This is a genomic window from Kocuria himachalensis, assembly GCF_054784195.1.
Window position 1 is genome coordinate 16684 of sequence record NZ_BAAGPL010000024.1, and the last position, 22652, is coordinate 39335.

Annotated in this window: 22 protein-coding genes and 1 tRNA gene; 16 read left to right on the top strand and 7 right to left on the bottom strand. The window is 73.1% G+C overall.

Annotation, left to right across the window (positions count from 1 at the left end; all coding sequences use genetic code 11):
- Window positions 1-196: 196 nt before the first annotated feature.
- The 11 genes from rplS (at window position 197) to ACYVM4_RS16285 (ending at window position 9949) form a co-directional block, all read left to right on the top strand.
- Complete coding sequence (rplS, locus tag ACYVM4_RS16235; RefSeq protein ID WP_368822162.1) at window positions 197-601, top strand: 50S ribosomal protein L19; 405 nt, start codon at window positions 197-199, stop codon at window positions 599-601.
- 16 nt (window positions 602-617) lie between these two features.
- A complete protein-coding gene (gene lepB / locus ACYVM4_RS16240; protein ID WP_368822161.1) occupies window positions 618-1298 on the top strand; it encodes a signal peptidase I in 681 nt (226 codons plus the stop codon).
- Window positions 1299-1360: 62 nt separating this feature from the next.
- Window positions 1361-2266 carry a signal peptidase I gene (lepB, locus tag ACYVM4_RS16245; RefSeq protein WP_460669206.1) on the top strand — a complete coding sequence of 302 codons (906 nt, stop codon included), beginning with the start codon at window positions 1361-1363 and terminating at the stop codon, window positions 2264-2266.
- Window positions 2256-3023: a ribonuclease HII gene (locus tag ACYVM4_RS16250; RefSeq protein ID WP_460669207.1), complete on the top strand. Its 768-nt coding sequence runs from the start codon at window positions 2256-2258 to the stop codon at window positions 3021-3023. Before lepB (ACYVM4_RS16245) ends, ACYVM4_RS16250 begins: the two co-directional genes overlap by 11 nt.
- The gene (locus ACYVM4_RS16255; RefSeq protein WP_368822157.1) at window positions 3020-3364 is read left to right on the top strand and encodes a DUF2469 domain-containing protein; all 345 of its coding nucleotides are present in this window, start codon (window positions 3020-3022) and stop codon (window positions 3362-3364) included. The genes ACYVM4_RS16250 and ACYVM4_RS16255 overlap by 4 nt, the downstream gene beginning before the upstream one ends.
- A 110-nt stretch (window positions 3365-3474) precedes the next feature.
- Window positions 3475-3843, top strand: coding sequence for a YraN family protein (locus tag ACYVM4_RS16260; RefSeq protein WP_460669208.1), 369 nt, complete (start codon window positions 3475-3477; stop codon window positions 3841-3843).
- A 174-nt stretch (window positions 3844-4017) separates the two neighbouring features.
- Window positions 4018-5169 (top strand): hypothetical protein, encoded by a 1152-nt coding sequence (locus tag ACYVM4_RS16265; protein WP_460669209.1) that lies wholly within the window; start codon window positions 4018-4020, stop codon window positions 5167-5169.
- A gap of 166 nt (window positions 5170-5335) precedes the next feature.
- Window positions 5336-6922 carry a YifB family Mg chelatase-like AAA ATPase gene (locus tag ACYVM4_RS16270; RefSeq protein WP_460669210.1) on the top strand — a complete coding sequence of 529 codons (1587 nt, stop codon included), beginning with the start codon at window positions 5336-5338 and terminating at the stop codon, window positions 6920-6922.
- A 42-nt stretch (window positions 6923-6964) separates the two neighbouring features.
- The gene (gene dprA, locus ACYVM4_RS16275) at window positions 6965-8176 is read left to right on the top strand and encodes a DNA-processing protein DprA (protein WP_460669211.1); all 1212 of its coding nucleotides are present in this window, start codon (window positions 6965-6967) and stop codon (window positions 8174-8176) included.
- Window positions 8177-8185: 9 nt separating this feature from the next.
- The gene (locus ACYVM4_RS16280) at window positions 8186-9136 is read left to right on the top strand and encodes a tyrosine recombinase XerC (protein ID WP_460669212.1); all 951 of its coding nucleotides are present in this window, start codon (window positions 8186-8188) and stop codon (window positions 9134-9136) included.
- 309 nt (window positions 9137-9445) lie between these two features.
- Entirely contained in the window at window positions 9446-9949 is a 504-nt protein-coding gene (locus ACYVM4_RS16285; RefSeq protein WP_344123215.1) for a DUF3145 domain-containing protein, read from the top strand.
- Between the two features lie 109 nt (window positions 9950-10058).
- Here ACYVM4_RS16285 and ACYVM4_RS16290 read toward each other — a convergent pair whose 3' ends face one another.
- The 6 genes from ACYVM4_RS16290 to aceE all read right to left on the bottom strand — a co-directional run bounded on the left by ACYVM4_RS16290 (window position 10059) and on the right by aceE (window position 18178).
- On the bottom strand, window positions 10059-11318 hold the full coding sequence (locus tag ACYVM4_RS16290; RefSeq protein WP_368822151.1) for a beta-ketoacyl-[acyl-carrier-protein] synthase family protein: 1260 nt from the start codon (window positions 11316-11318) through the stop codon (window positions 10059-10061).
- 111 nt (window positions 11319-11429) lie between these two features.
- Window positions 11430-11675 carry an acyl carrier protein gene (locus tag ACYVM4_RS16295; protein WP_017833742.1) on the bottom strand — a complete coding sequence of 82 codons (246 nt, stop codon included), beginning with the start codon at window positions 11673-11675 and terminating at the stop codon, window positions 11430-11432.
- A 206-nt stretch (window positions 11676-11881) separates the two neighbouring features.
- A complete protein-coding gene (locus ACYVM4_RS16300; RefSeq protein ID WP_460669213.1) occupies window positions 11882-12949 on the bottom strand; it encodes a beta-ketoacyl-ACP synthase III in 1068 nt (355 codons plus the stop codon).
- A gap of 111 nt (window positions 12950-13060) precedes the next feature.
- Window positions 13061-13975 carry an ACP S-malonyltransferase gene (locus tag ACYVM4_RS16305; protein ID WP_460669214.1) on the bottom strand — a complete coding sequence of 305 codons (915 nt, stop codon included), beginning with the start codon at window positions 13973-13975 and terminating at the stop codon, window positions 13061-13063.
- Window positions 13976-14053: 78 nt separating this feature from the next.
- Window positions 14054-15328, bottom strand: coding sequence for a PucR family transcriptional regulator (locus ACYVM4_RS16310; RefSeq protein WP_460669215.1), 1275 nt, complete (start codon window positions 15326-15328; stop codon window positions 14054-14056).
- 111 nt (window positions 15329-15439) lie between these two features.
- Window positions 15440-18178, bottom strand: coding sequence for a pyruvate dehydrogenase (acetyl-transferring), homodimeric type (gene aceE / locus ACYVM4_RS16315; RefSeq protein WP_460669216.1), 2739 nt, complete (start codon window positions 18176-18178; stop codon window positions 15440-15442).
- Between the two features lie 452 nt (window positions 18179-18630).
- Between aceE and ACYVM4_RS16320 the strand changes: the two genes are divergently transcribed.
- The 4 genes from ACYVM4_RS16320 to ACYVM4_RS16335 all read left to right on the top strand — a co-directional run bounded on the left by ACYVM4_RS16320 (window position 18631) and on the right by ACYVM4_RS16335 (window position 20679).
- Window positions 18631-19047, top strand: a complete 417-nt coding sequence (locus ACYVM4_RS16320) for a DUF3052 domain-containing protein (protein ID WP_298585098.1) — start codon at window positions 18631-18633, stop codon at window positions 19045-19047.
- Window positions 19048-19082: 35 nt separating this feature from the next.
- Window positions 19083-19541 carry a peroxiredoxin gene (locus ACYVM4_RS16325; RefSeq protein WP_460669217.1) on the top strand — a complete coding sequence of 153 codons (459 nt, stop codon included), beginning with the start codon at window positions 19083-19085 and terminating at the stop codon, window positions 19539-19541.
- A 31-nt stretch (window positions 19542-19572) separates the two neighbouring features.
- The gene (locus ACYVM4_RS16330; RefSeq protein ID WP_460669218.1) at window positions 19573-20475 is read left to right on the top strand and encodes an NAD-dependent protein deacetylase; all 903 of its coding nucleotides are present in this window, start codon (window positions 19573-19575) and stop codon (window positions 20473-20475) included.
- A gap of 131 nt (window positions 20476-20606) precedes the next feature.
- Window positions 20607-20679: transfer RNA gene (locus ACYVM4_RS16335), tRNA-Val, on the top strand.
- Window positions 20680-20723: 44 nt separating this feature from the next.
- Here the strand turns inward: ACYVM4_RS16335 and ACYVM4_RS16340 are convergent.
- Window positions 20724-21008 carry a hypothetical protein gene (locus ACYVM4_RS16340; RefSeq protein ID WP_368819924.1) on the bottom strand — a complete coding sequence of 95 codons (285 nt, stop codon included), beginning with the start codon at window positions 21006-21008 and terminating at the stop codon, window positions 20724-20726.
- Between the two features lie 189 nt (window positions 21009-21197).
- Between ACYVM4_RS16340 and gndA the strand changes: the two genes are divergently transcribed.
- Window positions 21198-22652, top strand: a 1455-nt coding sequence (gene gndA, locus ACYVM4_RS16345; RefSeq protein WP_460669219.1) for an NADP-dependent phosphogluconate dehydrogenase, incomplete at its 3' end; no start/stop codon positions are given.

Sequence of the window (22652 nt, forward strand, 5' to 3'; positions counted from 1 at the left end):
TGTTCAGCTGTGTGTCTGCTGGGCACGCCCCTGCCGCAGGGGGATGAGCGACCAACAGCCGGACACCCGGGCACCCCGCACGGGGCTCCCGTCACCACGTCTTGCGGATTCCGCACCCGGACCGGGCACCGCCCCGCCGCCACGGATCCGTGCCGACCCACGTGAGCGACCTGCGGCGTTCACCAGGAGAGTCACCATGAACATTCTCGACCAGCTCGACGCCAAGTCGCTGCGCAACGACGTCCCCGACTTCCGCCCGGGCGACACCCTCAACGTGCACGTCAACATCGTCGAGGGCAGCCGCTCCCGTGTCCAGGTCTTCAAGGGCTTCGTCCTCGGCCGCCAGGGCGCCGGCGTGCACGAGACCTTCACCGTCCGCAAGGTCTCCTTCGGCGTGGGCGTGGAGCGCACCTTCCCGGTGCACTCCCCGGTCATCGAGAAGATCGAGGTCGTCACCCGCGGTGACGTCCGCCGCGCGAAGCTGTACTACATGCGCGACCGCCACGGCAAGGCCGCCCGCATCCGCGAGAAGCGCGACAACACCACGGCCAAGTCCTCGAAGTCCGGCAAGGCCGTCAAGTCCGGCAAGTCCGGCAAGTAGGACGGCGCGCGCTTCGGTGCCCACCGGAACCCGCGCACGGGACCCCCGCACGACCGGGTCCCACGCCGTTCGGCGAGAACGCCAGCCCCGAGCACGGGGCTGGCGTTCCGTCGTCCTCGCCCTCCTGGTGGCCGTCATGGTCACCGGTCTGCTGCGCGCCTGCGTGGTGGACGTCTACTGGATCGGGTCGGACTCGATGCAGCCCACGGTCGAACCGGGGGACCGGGTGCTCGTCGGCAAACTGGTCGACGAGACCGGCCTCGAACGGGGCGACCTCGTGGTCTTCGACGGGCGGGGCAGCTTCGCCCCGCTGCGCAGCGACGACCCGTGGCCCGCACAGGTCCTGCAGAGCCTCGGCCGGTGGAGCGGGCTCACCGGCTCGGACAGCGTGTACCTCAAGCGGGTCGTCGGCACCCCCGGGGACACCGTCGCCTGCTGCGGTCCCTCCGGGCGCCTCGAGGTCGACGGCGAGGAGATCACCGAGGACTACGTCCTCGACGGGGACCGCCCCAGCGAGGTCGAGTTCACCGCGGTGGTCCCCGAGGGCCGGCTCTGGCTGATGGGCGACCACCGGTCGGTGTCGGTGGACTCGCGCAGTCTGCTCGGCGCGCCCGGTGGCGGACTGGTCCGAGCGGATAAGGTCATCGGAGAACCGATTGCTGTTCTGTGGCCCCGGGACCGGGCCGGGCAGCTCTGACGCGATCCGCACGGATCCGGAACCGGACGCCCACCGGCGTCCGCCCAGGAAGGACGAGAGCAGTGGCCGACAGGACCCAGCCCGCCGGCGACGGCGTGCCCCAGGAGAACCACGGTGCCCCGGGTGACGCCGCCGTTCCCGTCCCGGCAGCACCCACCGCCGACGCGGAGCGCGCCACAGCACCCCTCGACGGCGCCGAGGACGGGCAGGACCCCGCGCCCTCGCGCCGCGCAGGCCGGGGCTCGAGGGGCGGGCGCTCCCGCAAGCAGCGTCCCGACACGCTCTGGGGCTCGGTCCGGGAGATCCTCCTCGTGCTGGTCTGGGCCGTGCTCATCGCCTTCGTCGTGAAGACGCTCCTCGTGCGGGGGTTCTACATCCCGTCCGGCTCGATGGAGAACACCCTCCAGCTCAACGACCGCATCTTCGTCAACGTGCTCGAGCCCACCTTCGGTCCCCTCGAGCGCGGCGACATCCTGGTCTTCGAGGACGCCAAGGGCTGGTTGCCCGCGCAGCCCGACAGCGGGGGCGGACCCAGGGACGCCGTCTACGACGCCCTGGCCTTCGTCGGCGTGCTGCCCGACCGGACGGACCAGCACCTCATCAAGCGCGTCATCGGGGTCGGGGGCGACACCGTGGTGTGCTGCGACGCCTCGGGGCGGGTCACGGTCAACGGCGATGCCCTCGAGGAGCAGGACGCCTACCTCCACCCCGGGTCCGCGCCCTCGGAGCTCGAGTTCGAGGTCGAGGTCCCCGAGAACCACTACTTCGTGCTGGGCGACCACCGGGACGCGTCCGCCGACGCCCGGGTGCACCTGGCCGAGATCGCGGACAACGGCACGTTCATCAGCCACGACGACGTCGTGGGCACCGCGTTCGTCATCGCCTGGCCGCTCGACCGGTTCCAGCTGCTGCAGAACCCGAGCGAGGTCTTCGCGGACGTCCCCGACCGGTCCACCGGTGGCCCCTGAGCCCCGGCGGGGCCGGCGCCCGGCGCCACCCCGGGGCCGGGCCCCGGGGCTCGACGTCGAGCGGTCCCTGCAGGCGCCGGACGGGCGCCTCGTCGGCGGGATGGACGAAGTGGGCCGCGGGGCCCTCGCCGGGCCGGTCACCGCCGGACTGGTCGTCCTGCGTCCCGGCACCAAGCGCGGCGTTCCCGGCCTGCGGGACAGCAAGCTGCTCAGCCCCACCCGGCGCGAAGCGCTCGTCCCGCGCATCCTCGCGTGGTGCGCGGCCGCCGGCGTCGGCCATGCCTCGCCGCAGGAGATCGACGGACTGGGACTGACGGCCGCGCTGCGTCTCGCCGGACGCCGGGCCGTCGCGGCCGCGGCGCAGCAGGGCGCGCCGCCCGACGTCGTGCTCCTCGACGGCGGCCACGACTGGCTCTCGCTCCCGCAGGACTCCTCCCCGGCCGGAGCCGCCGGGCCGGTCCCCGCTCCCGGCCCCGACTGGTCCGGGACCGTGGTGGCCCGGGTGAGGGCGGACCTGACGTGCGCGTCCGTCGCCGCGGCCAGTGTGCTCGCCAAGGTGGAACGGGACCGGATCATGGGAGAGCTCGCGGGCGGGTGGCCGCAGTACGGTTGGGACAGCAACAAGGGCTACGGTGCCGTCCGGCACCGCCGCGCCCTCGAGGAGCACGGGACCACGCCGCACCACCGGCTCAGCTGGCGGCTTACGCCGGCGCCGCCCGCGGCCGGGCCGAGCACGATCGGAGACGGGACGACATGAGCGCCGAAGAACTCGAGAACTTCGAGACGGACCTCGAGCTGCAGCTGTACCGCGAGTACCGGGACGTCGCCGGGCTCTTCCAGTTCGTGGTGGAGACGGACCGGCGCTTCTACCTGGCCAACTCCGTCCGGATCGAGCCGGTCGAGACGAAGAACGGACTGTACTTCGACGTGGAGCTCAAGGACGCGTGGGTGTGGGACGTCTACCGCTCCGCCCGGTTCGTCAAGCACGTGCACGTCATGAGCTTCAAGGACGTCAACGTGGAGGAGCTCGCCCACACGGACCCCTTCTCGGTGCCGGGCGCCGCCGGGCCCGTGCCGGAGGGACCCACGGCACCCTGATCCGGCCTGCACACGGCGCCGCGGACCCCGCGGCGGGCGGCCATGACGGCGCACGATGGGGACACCCGCCCGGCTGCCGTCGGGACGGCCGCTGAGCAGGGAGGTGTCCTGTGTCCGAGGCGCTCGGCGCGCGCGGCGAGCAGCTGGCGGCCGCCCACCTCGAGGCTCGGGGGTACCGCGTGCTGGAGCGCAACTGGCGCGCACGGCCCTCCCGGGACGGTCTCCGGGGAGAGGCCGACCTCGTCGCGGAGCACGAGGGACGGGTGGTCGTCGTCGAGGTGAAGACCCGTTCGAGCCTGCGGTACGGGCATCCGCTCGAATCCATTACGCGGGACAAAATCATTCGTCTGCACCGCCTGGCGGCCGCCTGGGCTCGGGCCCACGACCGCGACCCGCGGATGGTCAGGGTCGATGCCGTTGCAATTACTTTCGCACACGACGAAGTGCCCGGGATCGAGGTCCTGCGGCAGCTCCAATGAGACGCGGCGCGCCCGCGGCCCGCGTGACATGCCTCGTCGGACGTGCCAATGTTGAACCGTCGAAGATCGGGAGAACGACGGAGGTGTGCTGTGGTCGTTGCGGGACCGTTCGCCGCTCCCCGACGCGCCGCGGCTCTCGCGGCGGCTGTCGCGCTGACCGCCAGCGGATGCGGCGTGCTGAAGGCCTCGGAGCCCGACGCGATCGCGCAGCCGGGCACCGTGACCACGGCTCCCAGCGGTCTTCGCCCGGGCCCCTACGCCCTCACCACCGACGAGGGCGCGGTCATCACCTTCGACCTGCCCACCGTGCCGGCCCCGGACGACGAGGTCGAGCAGCTGCGGCGGGACCTGAACGTGGAGCCGGTGACCTACGTCGAGCTGCACATCGACAACACCGAGGGCACCCGCACCGTGCAGATCGACGACCTCAAGGTGATCAGCCACGAAGGCGGCCAGTTCCCGTTCGAGCCGGCCGCCGAGGTCCTGTCGGACTGGGACCCCAACCGCTCCGGGGAGGGCGGTTTCTGGGGCGCCGACGGCTCGCCCCTGGATGCGCGGGAGGGGGCGCGGCTCGACACCCGCACGCACGAGCTGATCGCCCAGTACACCGGCGCCGTCCCGGTCGGTGCCAAGGGCCGGGAGCTCATGATCGGCGACTTCGAGAACCTGCCGCGGAGCTTCGACGACGTCGAGCTGTCCCCGTACCCGAACGACCGGGCCCAGGACCCGGCCCCGGTGGGGCACGGACCGGAGCAGCGCCAGTACCGGGCCGGAGCACCGAGCCCGGCGCCCCGGGAGCGGCTCGAGGCGGAACCGGCACCGGAGCCCGCCCGCCCCGCCGCGGAACCCCCGCGAGTGCCGGCCGCGCCGGTCACGGCCGAGCCCGCACCGGCCCCCGTCCCGGAACCGGCACCGCCGCAGCAGCCGGTGGATCCGGTTGATCCACCACCGCCGATGGACCCGGTGGTTCCGGTGGAGCCGACGCCGCCCCCCACTCCGACGCCCACGCCCACGCCCACGGTCACGCCACCGCCGGGGGCCTCGATCCCTCCCGCCGAGAACCCCGACACCGATGAGGACGTGACCGGGGGCGGCGCCGCGGGCGGCGTATCCGCCTCGCCCACGCCGACGCCGACGCCCACCATGCGTCGTTACTGGCCACTGCCCATGGAGCCGGCGCCCACGCCTTCGGTCTCGACCACCACCCCGGAGCCCACACCGGCGCCCACGCCTTCGGCCTCGATCGGCGCTCCGTCGTCCACTCCGTCCCCCACCGCGACGCCGGCCCCCTCGTCCTCGCTCCCCAGCGGGGCTGAGCTGGCCTGACACGGCCGTCCTCTCCACCGCCGGGGGTTGCAGGCCTGCCGCCCGGCGCCGGAACCGCCCAGCATGGGGACCAGGAGGTTCCCATGCACCGTCGTCGTCCCCTTCCGTTCCCCGCCCCCGGGCGCAGCCCACAAGATCCGTCCGCACTCGCGACGGGGGTTCGGTGATGGGGTTCGCGCGCACGTGGGCGGTGGCCCTGGTCGGACTGGACGGGTCGATGGTGGAGGTCGAGGCGGACATCGGGCAGACCCTCCCCGCGTTCTCCATCGTGGGTCTGCCGGACGCGGCGCTCAACGAGGCCAGGGAGCGGCTGCGGGCGGCCGCGCGCAACAGCGGGATGCCGCTGAGCCCTCGCAAGCTCACCGTCAACCTGACCCCGGCGACCCTGCCCAAGCGCGGATCGCTGTTCGACCTCGCCATCGTGATGAGTGCCCTCCAGGCCGCCGGTGACGTGCCCGGGACCGGGCGGACCGTCTTCCTGGCCGAGCTGGGCCTGGACGGGGCGCTGCGGCCGGTGCGGGGCATCCTGCCGGCGGTCATGGCGGCCGTGCGCGCGGGTCACGAGCGCATCGTCGTGTCCGTGGCCAACGCGGCGGAGGCTGCCCTGGTCCCCGGCGCACGGGTGCAGGGCTTCACCTGCCTCGCGGAGGTGCTCGCCGCCGCAGGAGCAGATCCCGCGGATCTGTGCCGGCCGGCACCCGCCGGACCCGTCCCCGACGGTGCCGCGCTGGACTGCGCTGGGACGGACGGTGCCCTGACGGGCGGTGTCGTGACGTACCCCGCGCCGCGTGCCGCCCCCGATCTCGCCGACGTCGCGGGGCAGACCGACGGCCGCCTGGCCCTGGAGATCGCCGCCGCGGGCGGGCACCACCTGCTCATGGTCGGCCCGCCGGGCTCCGGCAAGACGATGCTCGCCGAGCGGCTCCCCGGCCTGCTGCCGGACCTCGAGGACGACGCCGCGATGGAGGTCACGGCCATCCACTCGCTCAACGGGGCCGCCGGGCGGTGCACGGCCCTCATCCGGCGGCCTCCCTTCGAGGCGCCGCACCACACCGCCTCCACGGCCGCCCTGTTCGGGGGCGGGGCCGGCATCCCGCGGCCCGGCGCCGCCTCCCGGGCGCACCGCGGCGTCCTGTTCCTGGACGAGGCCCCCGAGTTCGACCGCGGGGTGATCGACGCGCTGCGCCAGCCCCTCGAGAACGGCCGGGTCGTGATCGACCGGTCCGCGGCCTCGGCCGTCTATCCGGCCCGCTTCCAGCTCGTGCTCGCGGCGAATCCCTGCCCGTGCGGGCAGTCCGGGGGCCGCGGGGCCGACTGCACGTGCACCCCGCGGGTACGCCGCAACTACTTCGGCAAGCTGAGCGGTCCGCTGCTGGACCGGGTCGACCTGCAGATCACCGTGCCGAAGGTCTCCTACGGGGAGCTCGCCGCCGGGGCCGGACAGGGGGAGAGCACGGCGCAGATCGCCCGGCGCGTCGCTCGCGCTCGGGCGGCGCAGGCGGAGCGCCTCCACGGCCTGGGACTGCGCACCAACGCCGAGCTCGGGGGCAGCCTCCTGCACGGAGCCCTGCGTCCCCCGCGCCCGGTCACCGCCCCGCTGGAACGGGCCATGGACCGGGGATCGCTGACCGCCCGCGGGCACCAGCGCGTGCTCCGGGTCGCCTGGACGCTGGCCGACCTCGAGGGCCGCGGGACCCCGGTCGCCGACGACGTCGACACCGCCCTGTACTTCCGCTCCCTCGTCCCGGCCTGAGCGCCGCCGCGCCCGCCCGTCCGCGACAGGAAGGTCCCCGCCATGCACCCCGCCCCGCCCGCCCCGCGCTCCGCCCACGACCCGCTCCTCCTGGCCCGGGCCGGGATGTCCCGGCTCGTGGAGCCCACGGACGCCTCGGCGATGCTGCTGCTCGCGGCGCTCGGACCGGTCGCCGCGCTCGAGATCGCCACCGGTACGCGCCCCATCGGCGCCGAGGAGCACCCGGCGTTCGTGCGGGCCGCGGCCGAGGCCGGATACGGGCCCCGGCAGGTCGACCTCCGGCGCGCCCTGGCCCGCTGGGCCCCCCGGGCGGCCGACCTCGACCCCTCCGAGGACCTGCGGGTGGCCGACCGGGCGGGAGCGTGGTTCGCGATCCCCGAGGACCCCGACTGGCCCGGGGCGCTCGCCGACCTGGAGCTGTTCCAGCCGGTGGGCCTGTGGGGCCGCGGCGACCGGCGGCTCCTGGGCTTCCCCGCCGCCCGCTCCGTCGCCGTCGTCGGCTCCCGAGACTGCTCGACCTACGGCCGGCAGGTCGCCCTGGACCTCGCCGGCGCCCTGGCCGCCCGCGGCTGGACGGTCGTCTCCGGCGGCGCCTACGGCATCGACCAGGCCGCGCACTCGGCCGCGCTGGCCACCGGCACCGCGCGCCCGGCCACAGTGTCGGTCATGGCGTGCGGGATCGACCGCCTCTATCCGCCGGGCAACCAGAAGCTGCTCCGCGAGGTCGAGGCCACCGGGCTGCTGCTGGCCGAGGTCGCGCCCGGATGCACGCCGAGCCGCTACCGCTTCCTCCAGCGCAACCGGATCATCGCCGCCCTCTCGGCCGGCACGGTGGTGGTCGAGGCCCGGTGGCGGTCGGGGGCGCAGAACACCGCCCACCACGCGGACGGGCTCAGCCGTCCGGTGGGCGCGGTGCCCGGCAGCGTCCACGCCGGCACCTCCGCCGGGTGCCACCGGCTGGTGCGGGAGGGCACCGCCGTCCTGGTCACGGACGTCGACGAGGTGCTCGAGCTCGTCCAGCCGCTCGGGGCGGCGCCGGCGCCCGAGCGCCCCGCCCCGGTCTCCGTCGTGGACGGACTCTCGGACCGGGACCGCGTGCTCCTCGACGCGCTGCCCCTGACGGTGCGCAGCCGCCCCGACCACCTCTCCCGCGTCGCGGGACTGTCCGCCCGCGAGGTGCTGGGCGGGCTGCGCCGGCTCGAGGAGCGCGGCCTGGCCGAGGGAGCGGGGGAGGGCTGGCGCCGCCGTCGCTAGAATCGCCCCATGACTGCCGACGCCGTCCCGCTGCCCACGGCCGTGGTCCGGGCCCTGGAGCGGTACACGGACCACCTGGTGCACGAGCTGGCCCGCAGTCCCCACACCGTGGACGCCTACACCGGCGACCTCCGCGCCCTCTTCGCGTGGCTGCACGCCCGGTACGGGGTCGCCGCGCCGGCCGCCGTGGACCTGGACATGCTCCGGGCGTGGCTGGCCGCCCGGCACGCCGAGGGGGCGGGCCGCTCATCCATGGCCCGCTGGACGGCATCGGTCCGCGGCTTCTTCGGCTGGGCCGCCGCCACAGGACTCGTGGGCGCCGATCCCAGCCTCCGGCTCGTCGCACCCCGGCGCCGGCGCCACCTCCCGGACGTCGTGCCCGCCGACGGCATGCGGGAGCTGCTCGACGGTCTCGCCGCGCGGTCCACCGCGCCCGCGACCGGCGGGGCGGGCGCCGCGCTCGTCGCCCGGGACCGTGCCCTGCTCGAGCTGCTCTACGCCACCGGCGCGCGCGTGGGCGAGCTCACGGGCGCCGACGTCGACGACGTCGACCGCTCCCGCCGCGTCCTCACTGTGGTCGGCAAGGGCGACAAGCAGCGTACGGTGCCCTTCGGCCGCCCCGCCGACGAGGCGCTGCAGCTCTGGCTGGCCCGCCGGCCCGTCCTGGCGGCCGCGGGCAGCGGGCCGGCGCTCTTCCTCGGCTCCCGGGGCGGTCGGATCGATGCCCGACAGGTCCGGCGGGTCGTGGAGCGCGAGCTGGGCACCGTCCCCGACACCGCCGCGAGGGGTCCGCACGCCCTGCGGCACTCGGCGGCCACGCACCTCGTGGACGGCGGCGCCGACCTGCGCACGGTGCAGGAGCTGCTCGGGCACGCCTCCGTGGCGACCACCCAGATCTACACGCACGTCTCCGTGGACCGCCTGGGGACGGTCTACCGTCAGGCCCACCCGCGGGCCTGACGTGCGCTCAGGGCGGGGATCGCGGGGCAGCACGGCGTCCCGGGTTGACGCCCGTGGAATGTTTGCAGTTGAATGAGTGGCGTATTGTACTCGACGTCCCGGACACGGCAACGAGCTCGGAACCGGCCGGCGCGACGGGTGCGGCACCCGGGCGACCGGACGCCGCCCGGGCCTCGAATCCCGGCGGCGGGACGCGAGCCCGGACAACAGCATCGTCCGGGTGCGGCACGCCCGCCGCGACCCGACGGGTGGGACCGCTTCCGTGCAGGGCGTCGGGGAAGACGTACCTACACGACGGAGGAACAGGTCATGTCTTCACCCACCACGCGCGGAGTGCTCTACGTGCACTCGGCTCCGCGAGCCCTGTGCCCGCACATCCAGTGGGCGCTGGAGTCGGTCGCGCGCCAGCGCACGGAGCTCGAGTGGACCCAGCAGAACGCCGAGCCCGGTTCCGTGCGCGCCGAGCTGGAGTGGTCGGGGCCCGCCGGTACCGGCGCCCTCCTCGCCTCGGCGCTGCGCACGATGGGCCGCCTCCGGTTCGAGGTCACCGAGAACCCGTGCCGCGGCCACGACGGTGCCCGATGGTCCTTCACCCCCGACCTCGGGATCTTCCACGCGACCACCGACGCCGCCGGCAACATCATGGTCTCCGAGGACCGGATCCGCTACGCCTACGAGACGGCGGCCGGCAACCCCCTGCTCGTCATCAACGAGCTCTCCCTCGCCCTCGGAGAGGCCTGGGACGAGGAGCTCGAGCCGTTCCGGCACGCGGCGGAGGGCGCCCCGGTGCGCTGGCTGCACCGCGTCGGCTGAGGGCACCCACGGCCCGCCCCGCCTCCGGGGCGACGGGGCCCGCAGCACGAGAGAGGGCCGTCCCGCGACCAGCGGGACGGCCCTCACTCGTGCGTCCGACGGCGTGCGCTCAGACGGTGCGGAACGCGGCGACCGCGTTGTGGCCGCCGAAGCCGAAGGAGTTGGACACGGCCACGAACTCGCCGGACGGGAGGTCGCGGGCGTCCGTGACGACGTCGAGGGTGATCTCCGGGTCCTGGTTCTCCAGGTTGATGGTGCACGGTGCGGTGCGGTGGTGGACGGCGAGCACGGTGAGGACGGCCTCCACGGCGCCCGAGCCGCCCAGGATGTGACCCGTCATCGACTTGGTCGCCGAGACGCACATGTCGTCGACCGCCGCGCCGAACGCACGGCGCAGGGCGCCGGCCTCGGGGGCGTCGCCCTTGGGCGTGGAGGTCGCGTGGGCGTTGACGTGCTTGACGTCGGCCGGCCCGAACTCCCCGGTCTCCATGGCCTCGGCGAGGGCGCGGGCCGCACCGCGGCCTTCCTCGTCGGGTGCGGTGATGTGGTAGGCGTCGGAGGTGAGGCCGGCGCCGGCGAGCTCGGCGTAGATCCGCGCGCCGCGGGCCTTCGCGTGCTCCTCGGACTCGAGCACCACGGCGCCGGCGCCCTCGCCCATCACGAACCCGTCGCGGGCCGTGTCGTAGGGGCGGGAGGCGCGCTCGGGCTCGTCGTTGCGCTTCGACAGCGCCTGCATCGAGGCGAAGGCCGCGATGGTCACGGGGTGGATCGCGGACTCGGCGCCGCCCACCACCACGAGGTCGGCCTTGCCGGAACGGATGAGGTTCATGCCCTGGTAGAAGGCCTCCGTGCCGGAGGCGCACGCCGAGACGGGAGTGATGGACGCGGCACGGGCCTTGAGGTCCATGCCGACGGCCGCCGCGTTGCCGTTCGGCATGAGCATCGGCACGGTGAGGGGCATGACGCGCCGGGCACCGCGCTTCTGGAGGGTGTCGTAGGCGTCCAGCAGGGTCCAGACCCCGCCGATGCCGGTGCCGAAGGCCACGGCGAAGCGGTCCGGATCGACCTCCTCGGAGGACTCGGCGTTGTTGCCGGAGAAGCCGGCGTCGGCCCACGCCTCACGGGCGGCGATGACGGACAGCTGCCCGGAGGGGTCCAGACGCTTGGCCTCGACCCGGGTGAGCACCTCGCTGGCGGGGGTCGAGACGGGCGCGGCGATCCGCACGCTCAGATCGTAGGTGTCCACCCAGTCGTGCTCGATGGCTCTGACACCGGAGACGCCCGTGGTGGCGTTGCGCCACAGCTCGGGGACGGTGCCACCGATCGGGGTGGTGGCACCGAGACCGGTGACGACTACTTTGCGGGTCATGACTGCACTTCCTCGTGTCCTGGGGTGATGCGGTGGGCGGCCCGCCCGGTCGCGGGTCGGTGCGGCGCGGCGGATCCTGCGGTCCGCCGCGCCCCGCACCGACCGGCCGGATCAGGCCTGGGCGTTGTCGATGAAGTTGACGGCGTCCTCGACGGTCTTGAGGTTCTTGACCTCTTCGTCGGGGATGGTGACGTCGAACTTCTCCTCGGCGTTGACCACGATGGTCATCATCGAGATGGAGTCGATGTCGAGGTCCTCGGTGAAGGACTTGTCCAGCTGGACGGCCTCGGTCTCGAGGCCGGTCTCCTCGTTGACGATCTCGGCCAGGCCGGTCAGGATCTCTTCTTTGCTCGCCATGGTGGCTTCCTTTCTCTGCGGCTGCCGGAGCAGCCGGTGGTGACGTGCGCCCCGGGCAGGTGCCGGGTGCATCTGTCCCGGTCAGGCCGTGGGGCCGGACCGGGGGACATCGGTTGTGCGGTTCAACCCTACGACGACTCGCGGGGCCCCGCGGCGGCACCGACACGTGGGCAGGAGCCGGGGCCCGGCCCGCGCGCCGGTGGAGGTCAGGGGAGGACGACGACCTGCGCCCCGTACACGAGGCCGGCGCCGAAGCCGATCTGGAGGGCCAGCTTCCCGGACAGCTCCGGATGCTCGGCGAGCAAGCGGTGCGTGGCGAGGGGCACGGACGCGGCGGACGTGTTGCCGGAGTCGGCGATGTCCCGGGCGATGACCACGGACTCGGGGAGCTTGAGCGTCTTGGCCATCTGGTCGATGATCCGCATGTTCGCCTGGTGGGGGATGAAGGCGCTCAGGTCCTCGGGCTGCACTCCGGCCACGTCCATGGCCTCCTGCGCGCGCTTGGCGACCTCCCACGAGGCCCAGCGGAAGACCGTCTGGCCGTCCTGGCGCAGGGTCGGCCAGAGGGTGGCGTCCTCGCGGACCCGGCCGGTCTCCGGGTCGAGGAGATCGGGGGACGGGGCGCGCTCGCGGCCCTGCTCCACCGCCCGGATGTCGGTGAGCGGGTGGGTCATCCGGATGGCGTCCCACTTGGAGCCGTCGGAGCCCCACACGGACGGACCGATGCCCGGGGTGTCGGAGGGGCCGATGACCACGGCGCCCGCGCCGTCGCCGAGCAGGAAGGAGATGGAGCGCTCGCTGTTGTCGATGACGTCGGAGAGCTTCTCCACCCCGATGACCAGCACGTAGTCGGCCGCTCCCGAGCGGACGAGGGCGTCGGCCTGGGCGACGCCGTAGCAGTAGCCGGCGCACGCCGCCGAGATGTCGAAGGCCGGTGCCGGGGTGGCGCCCAGCCGGTCGGCCAGGGCCGCGGCGGCGGACGGGGTGAGGTAGGGGAAGGAGATCGTGGAGACGATGACCGCCCCGAGCTGCGAGGCCTCGATGCCGGCGGCGGCCAGCGCCTCGCGGGCGGCGTGCTCGGACATGTCGAGGACGCTCACGTCCTCGGCGGCGCGGTGCCGGGTCTTGATGCCGGTGCGCTGCTGGATCCACTCGTCCGAGGACTCGATCCACTGGCAGACGTCGTCGTTGGTCACGACCACGTCCGGACGGTAGACGCCGAGGCCGAGGATCCGGGAGTGCGCGTTGGTCTGTTGCTGCTTCAGGGTCACCACAGGGGTCGTTGCTCCTTCGTGCGGCCGGGCGGGGCGGACGGGCCGGCTGGGCGGGGCGGAACGGCTGCTCCGGCCTCGGGACGGGCGGCGCACACGGTGCGCGCGCGGACGTCAGTCAAGAATACTCCTGGCCTGCTCCAGCTCTGCCGCGGAGTTCACGGCGAGGGCCGGGACGCCCTTCATGCCGCGCTTGGCCAGGCCGGCGAGGGTGCCCGCCGGGGGCAGCTCGATCAGCTGCTCGACGCCGCGCCCCAGGAGCGTGCGCATGCACAGGTCCCAGCGCACGGGCCGGCAGACCTGGGCCACGAGCGAGTCGAGGTTCGCGGCGCCGCCGGCCACCGGTCCGCCGTCGGCGTTGGAGAGCAGGGGGTGCACGGGGTCCGCCGGTGAGAGCCGGGGGACCAGCTCGCGCAGGGGCTCGAGGGCGGGGGCCATGTGCTCGGTGTGGAAGGCGCCGGCCACCTTGAGAGGGATGACCCGGGCGCGGGCCGGGGGGTTCTCGGCGAGGGCGGCCAGCTGCTCGAGGGTGCCGGCGGCCACGGTCTGTCCGCCCCCGTTGGCGTTGGCGGGCGTCAGACCTGCGGCCTCGATGGCGGCGAGCACCTCGTCCTCCTTGCCGCCGAGCACCGCGCTCATGCCGGTGGGGACGGCGGCGGCCGCCCCGGCCATGGCGTTGGCCCGGGTGCGCACGAAGGCCATGGCGTCGGCCTCCGTGAGAGCGCCGGCCAGGGCGGAGGCAGTGATCTCACCGACCGAGTGCCCCGCGAAGACGAGGTCGTCCCGGCCCGGACCGATCCGGTCGCCGAGCAGCCGGCCCGCCACGAGGCCCGCGGCCACGATGAGGGGCTGGGCCACCGCGGTGTCCTTGATGGTGTTCTCGTCGGCCTCGGTGCCGTAGTGCACGAGGTCGAGCCCCGCGGCCTCGCCCAGCTCCTCGAGGTGGGCGCGGACGCCGTCGAGGTCGAGCCATTCGGTGAGGAAGCCGGGTTTCTGGGAGCCCTGTCCGGGGCAGAGGATCGCGATCACCGCTACAGCTTCGCAAGGATGCGTCCCCGGGCGGTGGCCCGGAGGCCACCAAGCACGGGGGCGGTGTTTGTAGGGATGCTACAAGACCGGCCCCACGACGGGGGCGGACGTGTCGATGGGGGCGCACGAGTCCGCGAGCCGGCCCGCCACGAGGGCGCAGTGCAGCACGAACGCGTCGCGGGGGACCAGGGGGTCCCAGCCGGTGAGGTCGCTGATCCGGCGCAGCCGGTAGCGCACCGTGTTGGCGTGCACGAACAGCTCCCGGGCGGTGGCCTCCAGCGAGTGGCCGACGGAGACGTAGGCGGACAGCGTCTCCACGAGCCCGGTCGCGGAGCGCGTCAGCGGGCGGTACACGGCCTCGACCATCGCCGTGCGCGCGCTCTCGTCCCCGGCCATGGCCCGCTCCGGCCACAGGTCCTCGGAGTGCACGGGACGGGGCGCCGCGGGCCAGGCCGGTGCCACGGACAGGGCGGCGTGGGCGAGCCGGGCGGAGCGGCCCGCCGCGAAGACCGTGGGGGACTCCGGGCCGTAGGCCACCGGTCCCGGCCCGAAGGCGGCCGTCAGCTTCTCGAGGGCGAGGTCCCGGTCGGACATCCCCCCGAGGATGAGCACGAGCCGGTCGCCCTGGATGGAGACGAGGGAGTCCTGCGCGTGGCGGCCGGCGAGCCGCCGCAGCCGGGCCACGGTGGACGGGCCGGCGTCGTCGGGGGCGGAGCCCGTGAGCACGGTGACCGGGCCCGTCGACGCCCAGCCCAGAGCCGCCACGCGGGAGCGCAGCGAGTCGGAGTGCTCCCCCCGGAGGATCCCGTCGACCACGAGGGACTCCAGCCGGGCGTCCCACGACCCCCGGTTCTCGGCGGCGCGGGCATAGACGTCGGCGGCGGCGAAGGCGATCTCCCGCGAGTAGCGCAGCACGGCCTCCCGCAGCGCGGCCTCGTCGTGGTGCTTGGCGAGCTCCGGGACCTTCTCCTCGACGACGTCGACGACGATCCGCAGCAGCTGCAGGGCGTGCTGGAGGGAGATGGACCGGGTCAGGTCCGTGGGGGCGCCCCGGAAGACCTGGGTGAGCACCCACAGGGGCTCCTCCGGGTCCTCGTACCAGCGCACGAACGAGGAGATGCCCCGCTGGGCCACGAGACCCAGCTCGGAGCGCTCGTCGGCGCGCAGCTCCTCGAACCAGCCGAGGTCCGTCTCGAGGCGGCGGGTCGCGACCGTGGAGATCGCGCCCAGGTTCGCCTTCAGGTTCTCGAGCGTCCTGGGGTGGGGCGGGGCGACGGGACGGGACCGGTCGGTGGAGCGTCTGCGAGAGGGACGCAGCCAGCGCGTCGTGGTGTTCCCGTCCTGTCCGGCCATGCCTCAGAGCTTAGAGCACCGGATCGCCGCCCCTGGACCCGGGGACGACGACGGCGCCCCGCCCACCCGGACGCGGGTGGACGGGGCGCCGTGCTGCACGGAGGACCCGGCTCAGGCGTCGCCGCCCGCGTTGCCGGAGGTGCCGGCGGTGACGTCCTTCAGCGCGTACTTCTCGATCGCCTCGCCGGGAGCGCGCCAGTCGACCTCGCCGCGCTTGGCGAGCATCTCCAGGGCACGGACCACCATGGAGTGGGAGTCGATCTTGAAGTGCCGGCGGGCGCCGGCGCGGGTGTCCGAGAAGCCGAAGCTGTCGGCGCCCAGGGACGCGAACTCGTTCGGGACGAACTGGCGGATCTTGTCCGGCAGGTCGGCGCTGAAGTCCGAGACGGCCACGACCGGGCCCGTGGCCCCGGCCAGCTGCTGGGCCACGAACGGGGTCCGCGTCCCGTCGCCGGGATTGAGGAACGCGTCCTTCTCGGCGGCCAGGCCGTCGCGGCGCAGCTCCACCCACGAGGTCACCGACCACACGTCGGCGGAGACGCCCCAGTCCGCGGCGAGCAGCTTCTGCGCCTCGAGCGCCCACGGCACGGCCACGCCGGAGGCGAGCAGCTGGGCCCGGGGCCCCTCGTTCTCGGCGGGCTTGAGCAGGTAGATGCCCTTGAGGATGCCCTCGACGTCCACGCCCTCCGGCTCGGCCGGCTGCTGGTACGGCTCGTTGTAGACCGTCACGTAGTACATGACGTTGTGGTTCTCGTCGCCCGTGCCGTACATGTGCTCGAGACCACGGCGCACGATGTGGGCGATCTCGTACCCGTAGGCGGGGTCGTAGTGGATGACCGCGGGGTTGGTCGCGGCCAGCAGCGGCGAGTGGCCGTCGGCGTGCTGGAGGCCCTCGCCGGTGAGCGTGGTGCGCCCGGCGGTGGCCCCGATGATGAACCCGCGGGTCATCTGGTCGGCGGCGGCCCAGAAGGAGTCGCCGGTGCGCTGGAAGCCGAACATCGAGTAGAAGATGTACACCGGCACCATGGGCTCACCGTGGGTGGCGTAGGAGGTGCCCGCGGCGGTGAACGCCGCCACGGAGCCGGCCTCGTTGATCCCGGCGTGCAGGATCTGGCCCTGCGGGGACTCCTTGTAGGCGAGCATCAGCTCGCGGTCCACGGAGAGGTAGTTCTGCCCGTTGGGGTTGTAGATCTTCGCCGTGGGGAAGAACGAGTCCATGCCGAAGGTCCGGGCCTCGTCGGGGACGATGGGCACGATCCGGTGGCCGAACTCCTTCTCCCGCAGGAGGTCCTTCAGGATCCGCACGAAGGCCATGGTGGTGGCCGCCATCTGCTTGCCGGAGCCCCTCTTCGCGGACTTGTACGCGTCGTCGGCCGGCAGCGCGATCTCGTGCTGCTCGTGCGGGCGGTCCGGGACGAAGCCGCCGAGCTCCTTGCGCCGCTCGAGCAGGTACTTGACCTCGGGCGAGTCCTTGCCGGGGTGGTAGTACGGGGCACCGTAGAGGTCGCTCTCCAGCTCCTCGTCCGAGATCGGGATGCGCAGGTGGTCGCGGAAGGCCTTGAGGTCCTCGAGGGTGAGCTTCTTCATCTGGTGGGTCGCGTTGCGCGCCTCGAAGTGACTGCCCAGGCCGTAGCCCTTGACGCCCTGCGCCAGGACCACGGTCGGCTGGCCCTCGTGCTCGGTCGCGGCCTTGTAGGCGGCGTAGACCTTCTGGTAGTCGTGCGCGCCGCGCTTGAGCTCCCAGATCTCGTCGTCGGTCATGTCCGCGACGAGCTCCTTGGTGGCCGGGGACTTGCCGAAGAAGTGGTCGCGGATGAACCCGCCGGACTCGGCCTTGTAGGTCTGGAAGTCGCCGTCCAGGGTCTCGTTCATGATCCGGACGAGCTCGCCGTCCTCGTCCTTGGCGAGCAGCTCGTCCCACTCGCGACCCCAGAGGACCTTCACGACGTTCCAGCCGGCGCCGCGGAAGAAGGCCTCGAGCTCCTGGACGATCTTGCCGTTGCCGCGCACCGGCCCGTCGAGGCGCTGCAGGTTGCAGTTGATCACGAACGTGAGGTTGTCCAGCTTGTCGTTGGCAGCCAGCTGCAGCAGGCCGCGCGACTCCGGCTCGTCCATCTCGCCGTCGCCCAGGAACGCCCACACGTGCTGCTCGGAGGTGTCCTTGATCCCGCGGTTGTGCAGGTAGCGGTTGAACTGGGCCTGGTAGATCGCGTTCATCGGGCCGATGCCCATGGACACGGTCGGGAACTGCCAGAAGTCCGGCATGGAGCGCGGGTGCGGGTAGGAGGGCAGCCCGTTCGGGGCCTTCGTCTTCTCCTGCCGGAACCCGTCGAGCTGCTCCTCGGTGAGCCGGCCCTCGAGATAGGCGCGCGCGTAGTTGCCGGGGGCCGAGTGGCCCTGCCAGAACACCTGGTCGCCGCCGCCGGGGTGGTCCGGGCCGCGGAAGAAGTGGTTGAGGCCCACCTCGTAGAGGGTCGCCACGCCGGCGTAGGAGGAGATGTGCCCGCCGACCCCGATCTCGGGGCGCTGGGCCCGGTGCACCATCACCGCGGCGTTCCAGCGCAGGAACGCGCGGTAGCGCCGCTCGATCTCCTCGTCACCGGGGAACTCCGGCTCCTGGTCCACCGGGATCGAGTTCACGTAGTCGGTGGTGGTGACCATCGGCACACCCACGCTCTTCGCGCCGGCGTGCTGGAGGAGGGCGCGCATGATGTACTGCGCGCGCTCCGTGCCCTGCGTCTCGATCAGGCCCTCGAAGGACTCGATCCACTCCCGGGTCTCCTCGGTGTCGGAGTCCTTCAGGTTGTTGGTCAAGCCACTGAGGATGTGGTGGTTGCTGGATGAAGGCACGTTCAACCTCTCTTCGTCGAGTTGCCCGACGGAACCCGGGCGGGTGCGCGCGCGAGGACGCGGCCGGGTCGTCCGACAGTCTCAAAATACCCGTTGTCCGTTCCGCTGACCGGACGCCACCCGGAACGGGTGGACGTCCGGGAACCGGCCCGTCGTGCGGATCGCGCCGCCGGGGCCGTCTCGGGCGTACGGGGTGTCTGTTGGGACCATGCTTCCACACCCGGGGCGGGCCGTCACACGGCGCGTCACCCCACGCGTCACCCCCATGATTCGGAGGCGCTCACCGTGCGGGAGCTTGAAAGACTCCCTGATCCGGTGTTGTCTGGACGGTGAAGCCGGTATCCGGCCCGCCACCGTGCCCCCGCGGTCCGCCGACGGGCAGGCGGAGCCCAGCACCGGTACGCAGTGCGCGGTCGTCGTTCGTCGGCCCGATCCCAGAAGGAGCAAGAACAGTGAGCGAGGCCAAGACCACCGCGGGTGACGCGGTAGTCCAGCTCGGTTTCAAGGATGGCGACTACATCCAGGAGTTCGGATACGACGAGGACGTCGACCTCGACCTGAGGGACGGCATCGAGGAAGTGATCGGGTCGGACCTGCTCGACGAGGACGACCAGGAGGTCGTCGACGCCGTGCTCCTCTGGTTCCGCGAGGGCGACGGCGACCTCGTCGACACGCTGGTGGACGTCACCACCACCCTGGACGACGGCGGCGTGGTCTGGGTGCTGACCCCCAAGGCCGGGCGCGACGGCTACGTGCCGCCCGCGGAGGTCCAGGAGGCCGCGCCCACGGCGGGTCTGCACGTGACCACCACCGCACGCGTCAGCGCGGACTGGGCCGCGACCCGGCTCATGCCCAAGCGCAACGTCTGACCGGGCGTCACGGACCCCACCGGAGGAGACCACGCATGCTCGAGATCGGCGCCCCGGCCCCGGACTTCACCCTCAACAACCAGTTCGGCGAGCCGGTCACCCTGAGCGCCTTCCGCGGCCGCCCCGTGGCGATCGTGTTCTACCCGTTCGCGTTCTCCGGGGTGTGCACCGGCGAGCTGTGCCGGCTCCAGGACAGCCTCTCCGTGTTCGACGACGCCGGGGTGAAGCTGCTCGCGGTGTCCGTGGACTCGAAGTACACGCTGCGGGCGTTCGCCCGGGAGGAGTCCTTCGACTTCGACCTGCTCTCCGACTTCTGGCCGCACGGGGAGGTGGCCCAGCGCTACGGGGTGTTCGACCCGGTGGCCGGTCTGGCGGAGCGGACCACCTTCGTGCTGGACGCGGCGGGTGTCGTCGTCGACGCCTTCGGGGCCGAGCGCGGCACGCCCCGGGAGCTCGAGTCCTACCGTGCCGCCCTCAGCAAGCTGCACGGCTGAGCCCGGCCGGCCCGGTCCCGGACGAGCAACGATGCCCACCGTGCGCGCCGGCTACGGCGCTCCTGTGCACCCGGACCAGTTCCCCGATCCCGACGCCGCCGGGCTCGAGGTGGGGCTGGCGGCGGCGGCCGAGCTGCTGGGCGGCCGGCGGACCGCCGTCCTGACGGGCGCGGGCATCAGCACGGACTCCGGGATCCCGGACTACCGCGGCCCCGGCTCCACCCCCCGCACGCCCATGACCTTCGACGAGTTCATGGGCAGCGCCGCCATGCGCAGCCACTACTGGGCGCGCAACCAGTACGGATGGCGCCACCTGGCCCGCGCCCGCCCCAACGCGGGGCACGCGGCCCTCGCCCGTCTCGAGGAGTCGGGGGCCGTCACCGGTCTGGTCACCCAGAACATCGACCGCCTGCATCAGGCCGCGGGGTCCCTCAACGTCGTGGACCTGCACGGGCGCTACACGCAGGTCGGGTGCATGCGCTGCGCCACCCTCATACCCCGGGCCGTGCTCTCCGACCTGTTCGACGGTCTCAACCCCGGCTTCTACGACTCGATCTCGTCCCCGGACGACATCGAGTTCGCCCCGGACGCCGACGCCGTGGTGCCGCGCACGGCGGGGTTCCGGGTGCCGGACTGCCCGGTCTGCGGCGGGGTCCTGAAGCCCGACGTCGTGTTCTTCGGGGAGAACGCACCCCGGCACCGGGTGCTGCGCGCGCTGCGGATGGTGGAGGCCGCCGACGCCCTGCTGGTCGTGGGCTCGTCCCTGACCGTGAACTCGGGGCGCCGCTTCGTCCGCCACGCCGTGCGCGCCGACGTGCCGGTGGTCATCGTCAACCACGGGCGCACCCGGGGCGACGCCGCGGCGCGGCTGAAGGTCGACGCGTCCGCGAGCGACTTCCTGGTGGGGCTCGAGCGGCGACTCGCCCGGCCGTAGGACGGACCGGCGAATATGGTGAACGTCACGTCGGAGGGGGCCCGCCCCCGGTCGGCACCGATCCGTCACGGCGGGTAGCCTTTTCGGGAACCGGGTGCCGGCGGTTGCGGAAACCGCCCACCCGGTTGTCAGGGTCTTTAGCTCAGCTGGTAGAGCGCCACGCTTACACCGTGGATGTCATCGGTTCGATCCCGGTAGGACCCACGACGAGCCCGCCGCACCCCTGCGGGATCCGGCGCGGAGCGCGGTCAGCGGAAGTACACCTGTTTGTTCCCGGGCCGGGTGCAGAGGACCACGACGGTGCCCAGGCGATCCGCCTTCCGGGCCCGCGTCGTGTAGCTGGAGGCCGTGCCCCCGCACAGCCGCGACGCCCCCTCGCTGACCTGGGTGATCGTCCCCTCCTCGAGCACCACTTTGGTGCCGAGGACCAGGTCCACCCGGCCGTCGGCGGCCGCCGCCGGTGCGAGTCCGGCGCCCCACCACAGCGCAGCAGCGGCCACGGCCCCCGTCAGCGCTCTCTTCCACGCGTCCATCCCCGCCCCCCGGATCGTCGTGCTCCAGCACTAATGTAAATGTAGGGCCCCCGGTGGGCGAGCGGCGATTGTGACGGAGGTCGTCCTCCGGGCGTCGCCGTCGGTCCGCCCACGCACTCCTCCCCGGCCAGCCGCGGCAATACGTGCGCACCGGACGAAGCCCTCGCCCGGAGTTTGTAGGCTGGGGGCATGGCAGCAGAACAGAAAGCTCAGATCGGGGTCACCGGCCTCGCGGTCATGGGCGCCAACCTCGCCCGCAACTTCGCCCGGCACGGTTACACCGTCGCCCTCCACAACCGCTCCGTCGAGAAGACCGACGCCCTGCTCGACGCCCACGGCGACGAGGGGACGTTCATCCGCACGGAGACCCTGCAGGAACTCGTGGACGCCCTCGAGACCCCCCGCCGCATCCTGGTGATGGTCAAGGCCGGCGCCCCCGTGGACGCCGTCATCGAGCAGCTCGTGCCGTTGCTCGAGAAGGACGACATCATCATCGACGGCGGCAACTCGTACTTCCAGGACACCCGGCGCCGCGAGGCCGAGCTCGCCGAGAAGGGCCTGGACTTCGTGGGCATCGGCGTCTCGGGCGGTGAGGAGGGCGCCCTGCTCGGGCCCTCCATCATGCCCGGCGGCCCCCGCAAGTCCTACGACTCCCTCGGCCCCCTCCTCGAGGACATCGCCGCCAAGGCGGAGGACGGCACGCCGTGCTGCGCCTGGATCGACACGGACGGCGCCGGCCACTTCGTGAAGATGGTGCACAACGGCATCGAGTACGCCGACATGCAGGTCATCGGCGAGGCGCACGAGCTGCTGCGCTCCGTCGCCGGGCTCGAGCCGGCCGAGCAGGCCGACGTCTTCGAGCAGTGGAACCGTACCGAGCTGGCCTCCTACCTCATCGAGATCACCGCCCACGTGCTGCGCCAGGTCGACACGCGCACGGACCAGCCCCTCATCGACGTGATCGTCGACGCCGCGGGGCAGAAGGGCACCGGCCGCTGGACCGTCCAGGAGGCCCTCGAGCTCGGCTCCCCGGTCACCGCGATCGCCGAGTCGGTCTTCGCTCGGGCGCTGTCCTCCGCCGAGCCGGAGATGCGCCTCGAGGCGCAACGCGTGCTGCCCGCCGGCATCGGGGGCACCACCGAGGACGTCGTGCACGACCCCGGGTTCGTGGAGGACGTGCGCAAGGCCCTCTACGCCTCGAAGCTGGTCAGCTACGCCCAGGGCCTCGACATGCTCACCATGGCCGGCCGGGAGTACGGCTGGGACCTGGACCTCGCGACCATCGCGGGCCTGTGGCGGGAGGGCTGCATCATCCGCGCCGAGCTGCTCGAGGTCATCATGGAGGCGTACAAGGGGGACAAGCAGCCGCTGAACCTGCTCTTCGCCCCGGAGTTCGTGGCCGCCGTCGAGGAGGCCCTGCCGTCCTGGCGGCGCGTCGTGGCCCGGGCCGTGGAGCGCGGCATCCCCGCACCGGTGTTCGCCACCACGCTGAACTACTACGACTCGCTGCGCCGGCCCCGGCTCAACGCGGCCCTGACGCAGGGGCTGCGCGACTTCTTCGGCGCGCACACCTACCGGCGCGTCGACGACGCCGAGGGCGTCTACCACACCCTGTGGAGCGGGGACCGCTCCGAGGTCGTCTCC

Excerpts from the sequence above, each read along its gene's own strand:
- ACYVM4_RS16310 (WP_460669215.1), bottom strand. The coding sequence starts at position 15,328 with ATGGCCGGACAGGACGGGAACACCACGACGCGCTGGCTGCGTCCCTCT.
- ACYVM4_RS16255 (WP_368822157.1), top strand. The coding sequence starts at position 3,020 with ATGAGCGCCGAAGAACTCGAGAACTTCGAGACGGACCTCGAGCTGCAG.
- ACYVM4_RS16325 (WP_460669217.1), top strand. The coding sequence starts at position 19,083 with ATGCTCGAGATCGGCGCCCCGGCCCCGGACTTCACCCTCAACAACCAG.
- ACYVM4_RS16330 (WP_460669218.1), top strand. The coding sequence starts at position 19,573 with ATGCCCACCGTGCGCGCCGGCTACGGCGCTCCTGTGCACCCGGACCAG.
- ACYVM4_RS16340 (WP_368819924.1), bottom strand. The coding sequence starts at position 21,008 with ATGGACGCGTGGAAGAGAGCGCTGACGGGGGCCGTGGCCGCTGCTGCG.
- ACYVM4_RS16285 (WP_344123215.1), top strand. The coding sequence starts at position 9,446 with ATGTCTTCACCCACCACGCGCGGAGTGCTCTACGTGCACTCGGCTCCG.
- ACYVM4_RS16270 (WP_460669210.1), top strand. The coding sequence starts at position 5,336 with ATGGGGTTCGCGCGCACGTGGGCGGTGGCCCTGGTCGGACTGGACGGG.
- ACYVM4_RS16290 (WP_368822151.1), bottom strand. The coding sequence starts at position 11,318 with ATGACCCGCAAAGTAGTCGTCACCGGTCTCGGTGCCACCACCCCGATC.
- dprA (WP_460669211.1), top strand. The coding sequence starts at position 6,965 with ATGCACCCCGCCCCGCCCGCCCCGCGCTCCGCCCACGACCCGCTCCTC.
- ACYVM4_RS16295 (WP_017833742.1), bottom strand. The coding sequence starts at position 11,675 with ATGGCGAGCAAAGAAGAGATCCTGACCGGCCTGGCCGAGATCGTCAAC.
- rplS (WP_368822162.1), top strand. The coding sequence starts at position 197 with ATGAACATTCTCGACCAGCTCGACGCCAAGTCGCTGCGCAACGACGTC.
- ACYVM4_RS16280 (WP_460669212.1), top strand. The coding sequence starts at position 8,186 with ATGACTGCCGACGCCGTCCCGCTGCCCACGGCCGTGGTCCGGGCCCTG.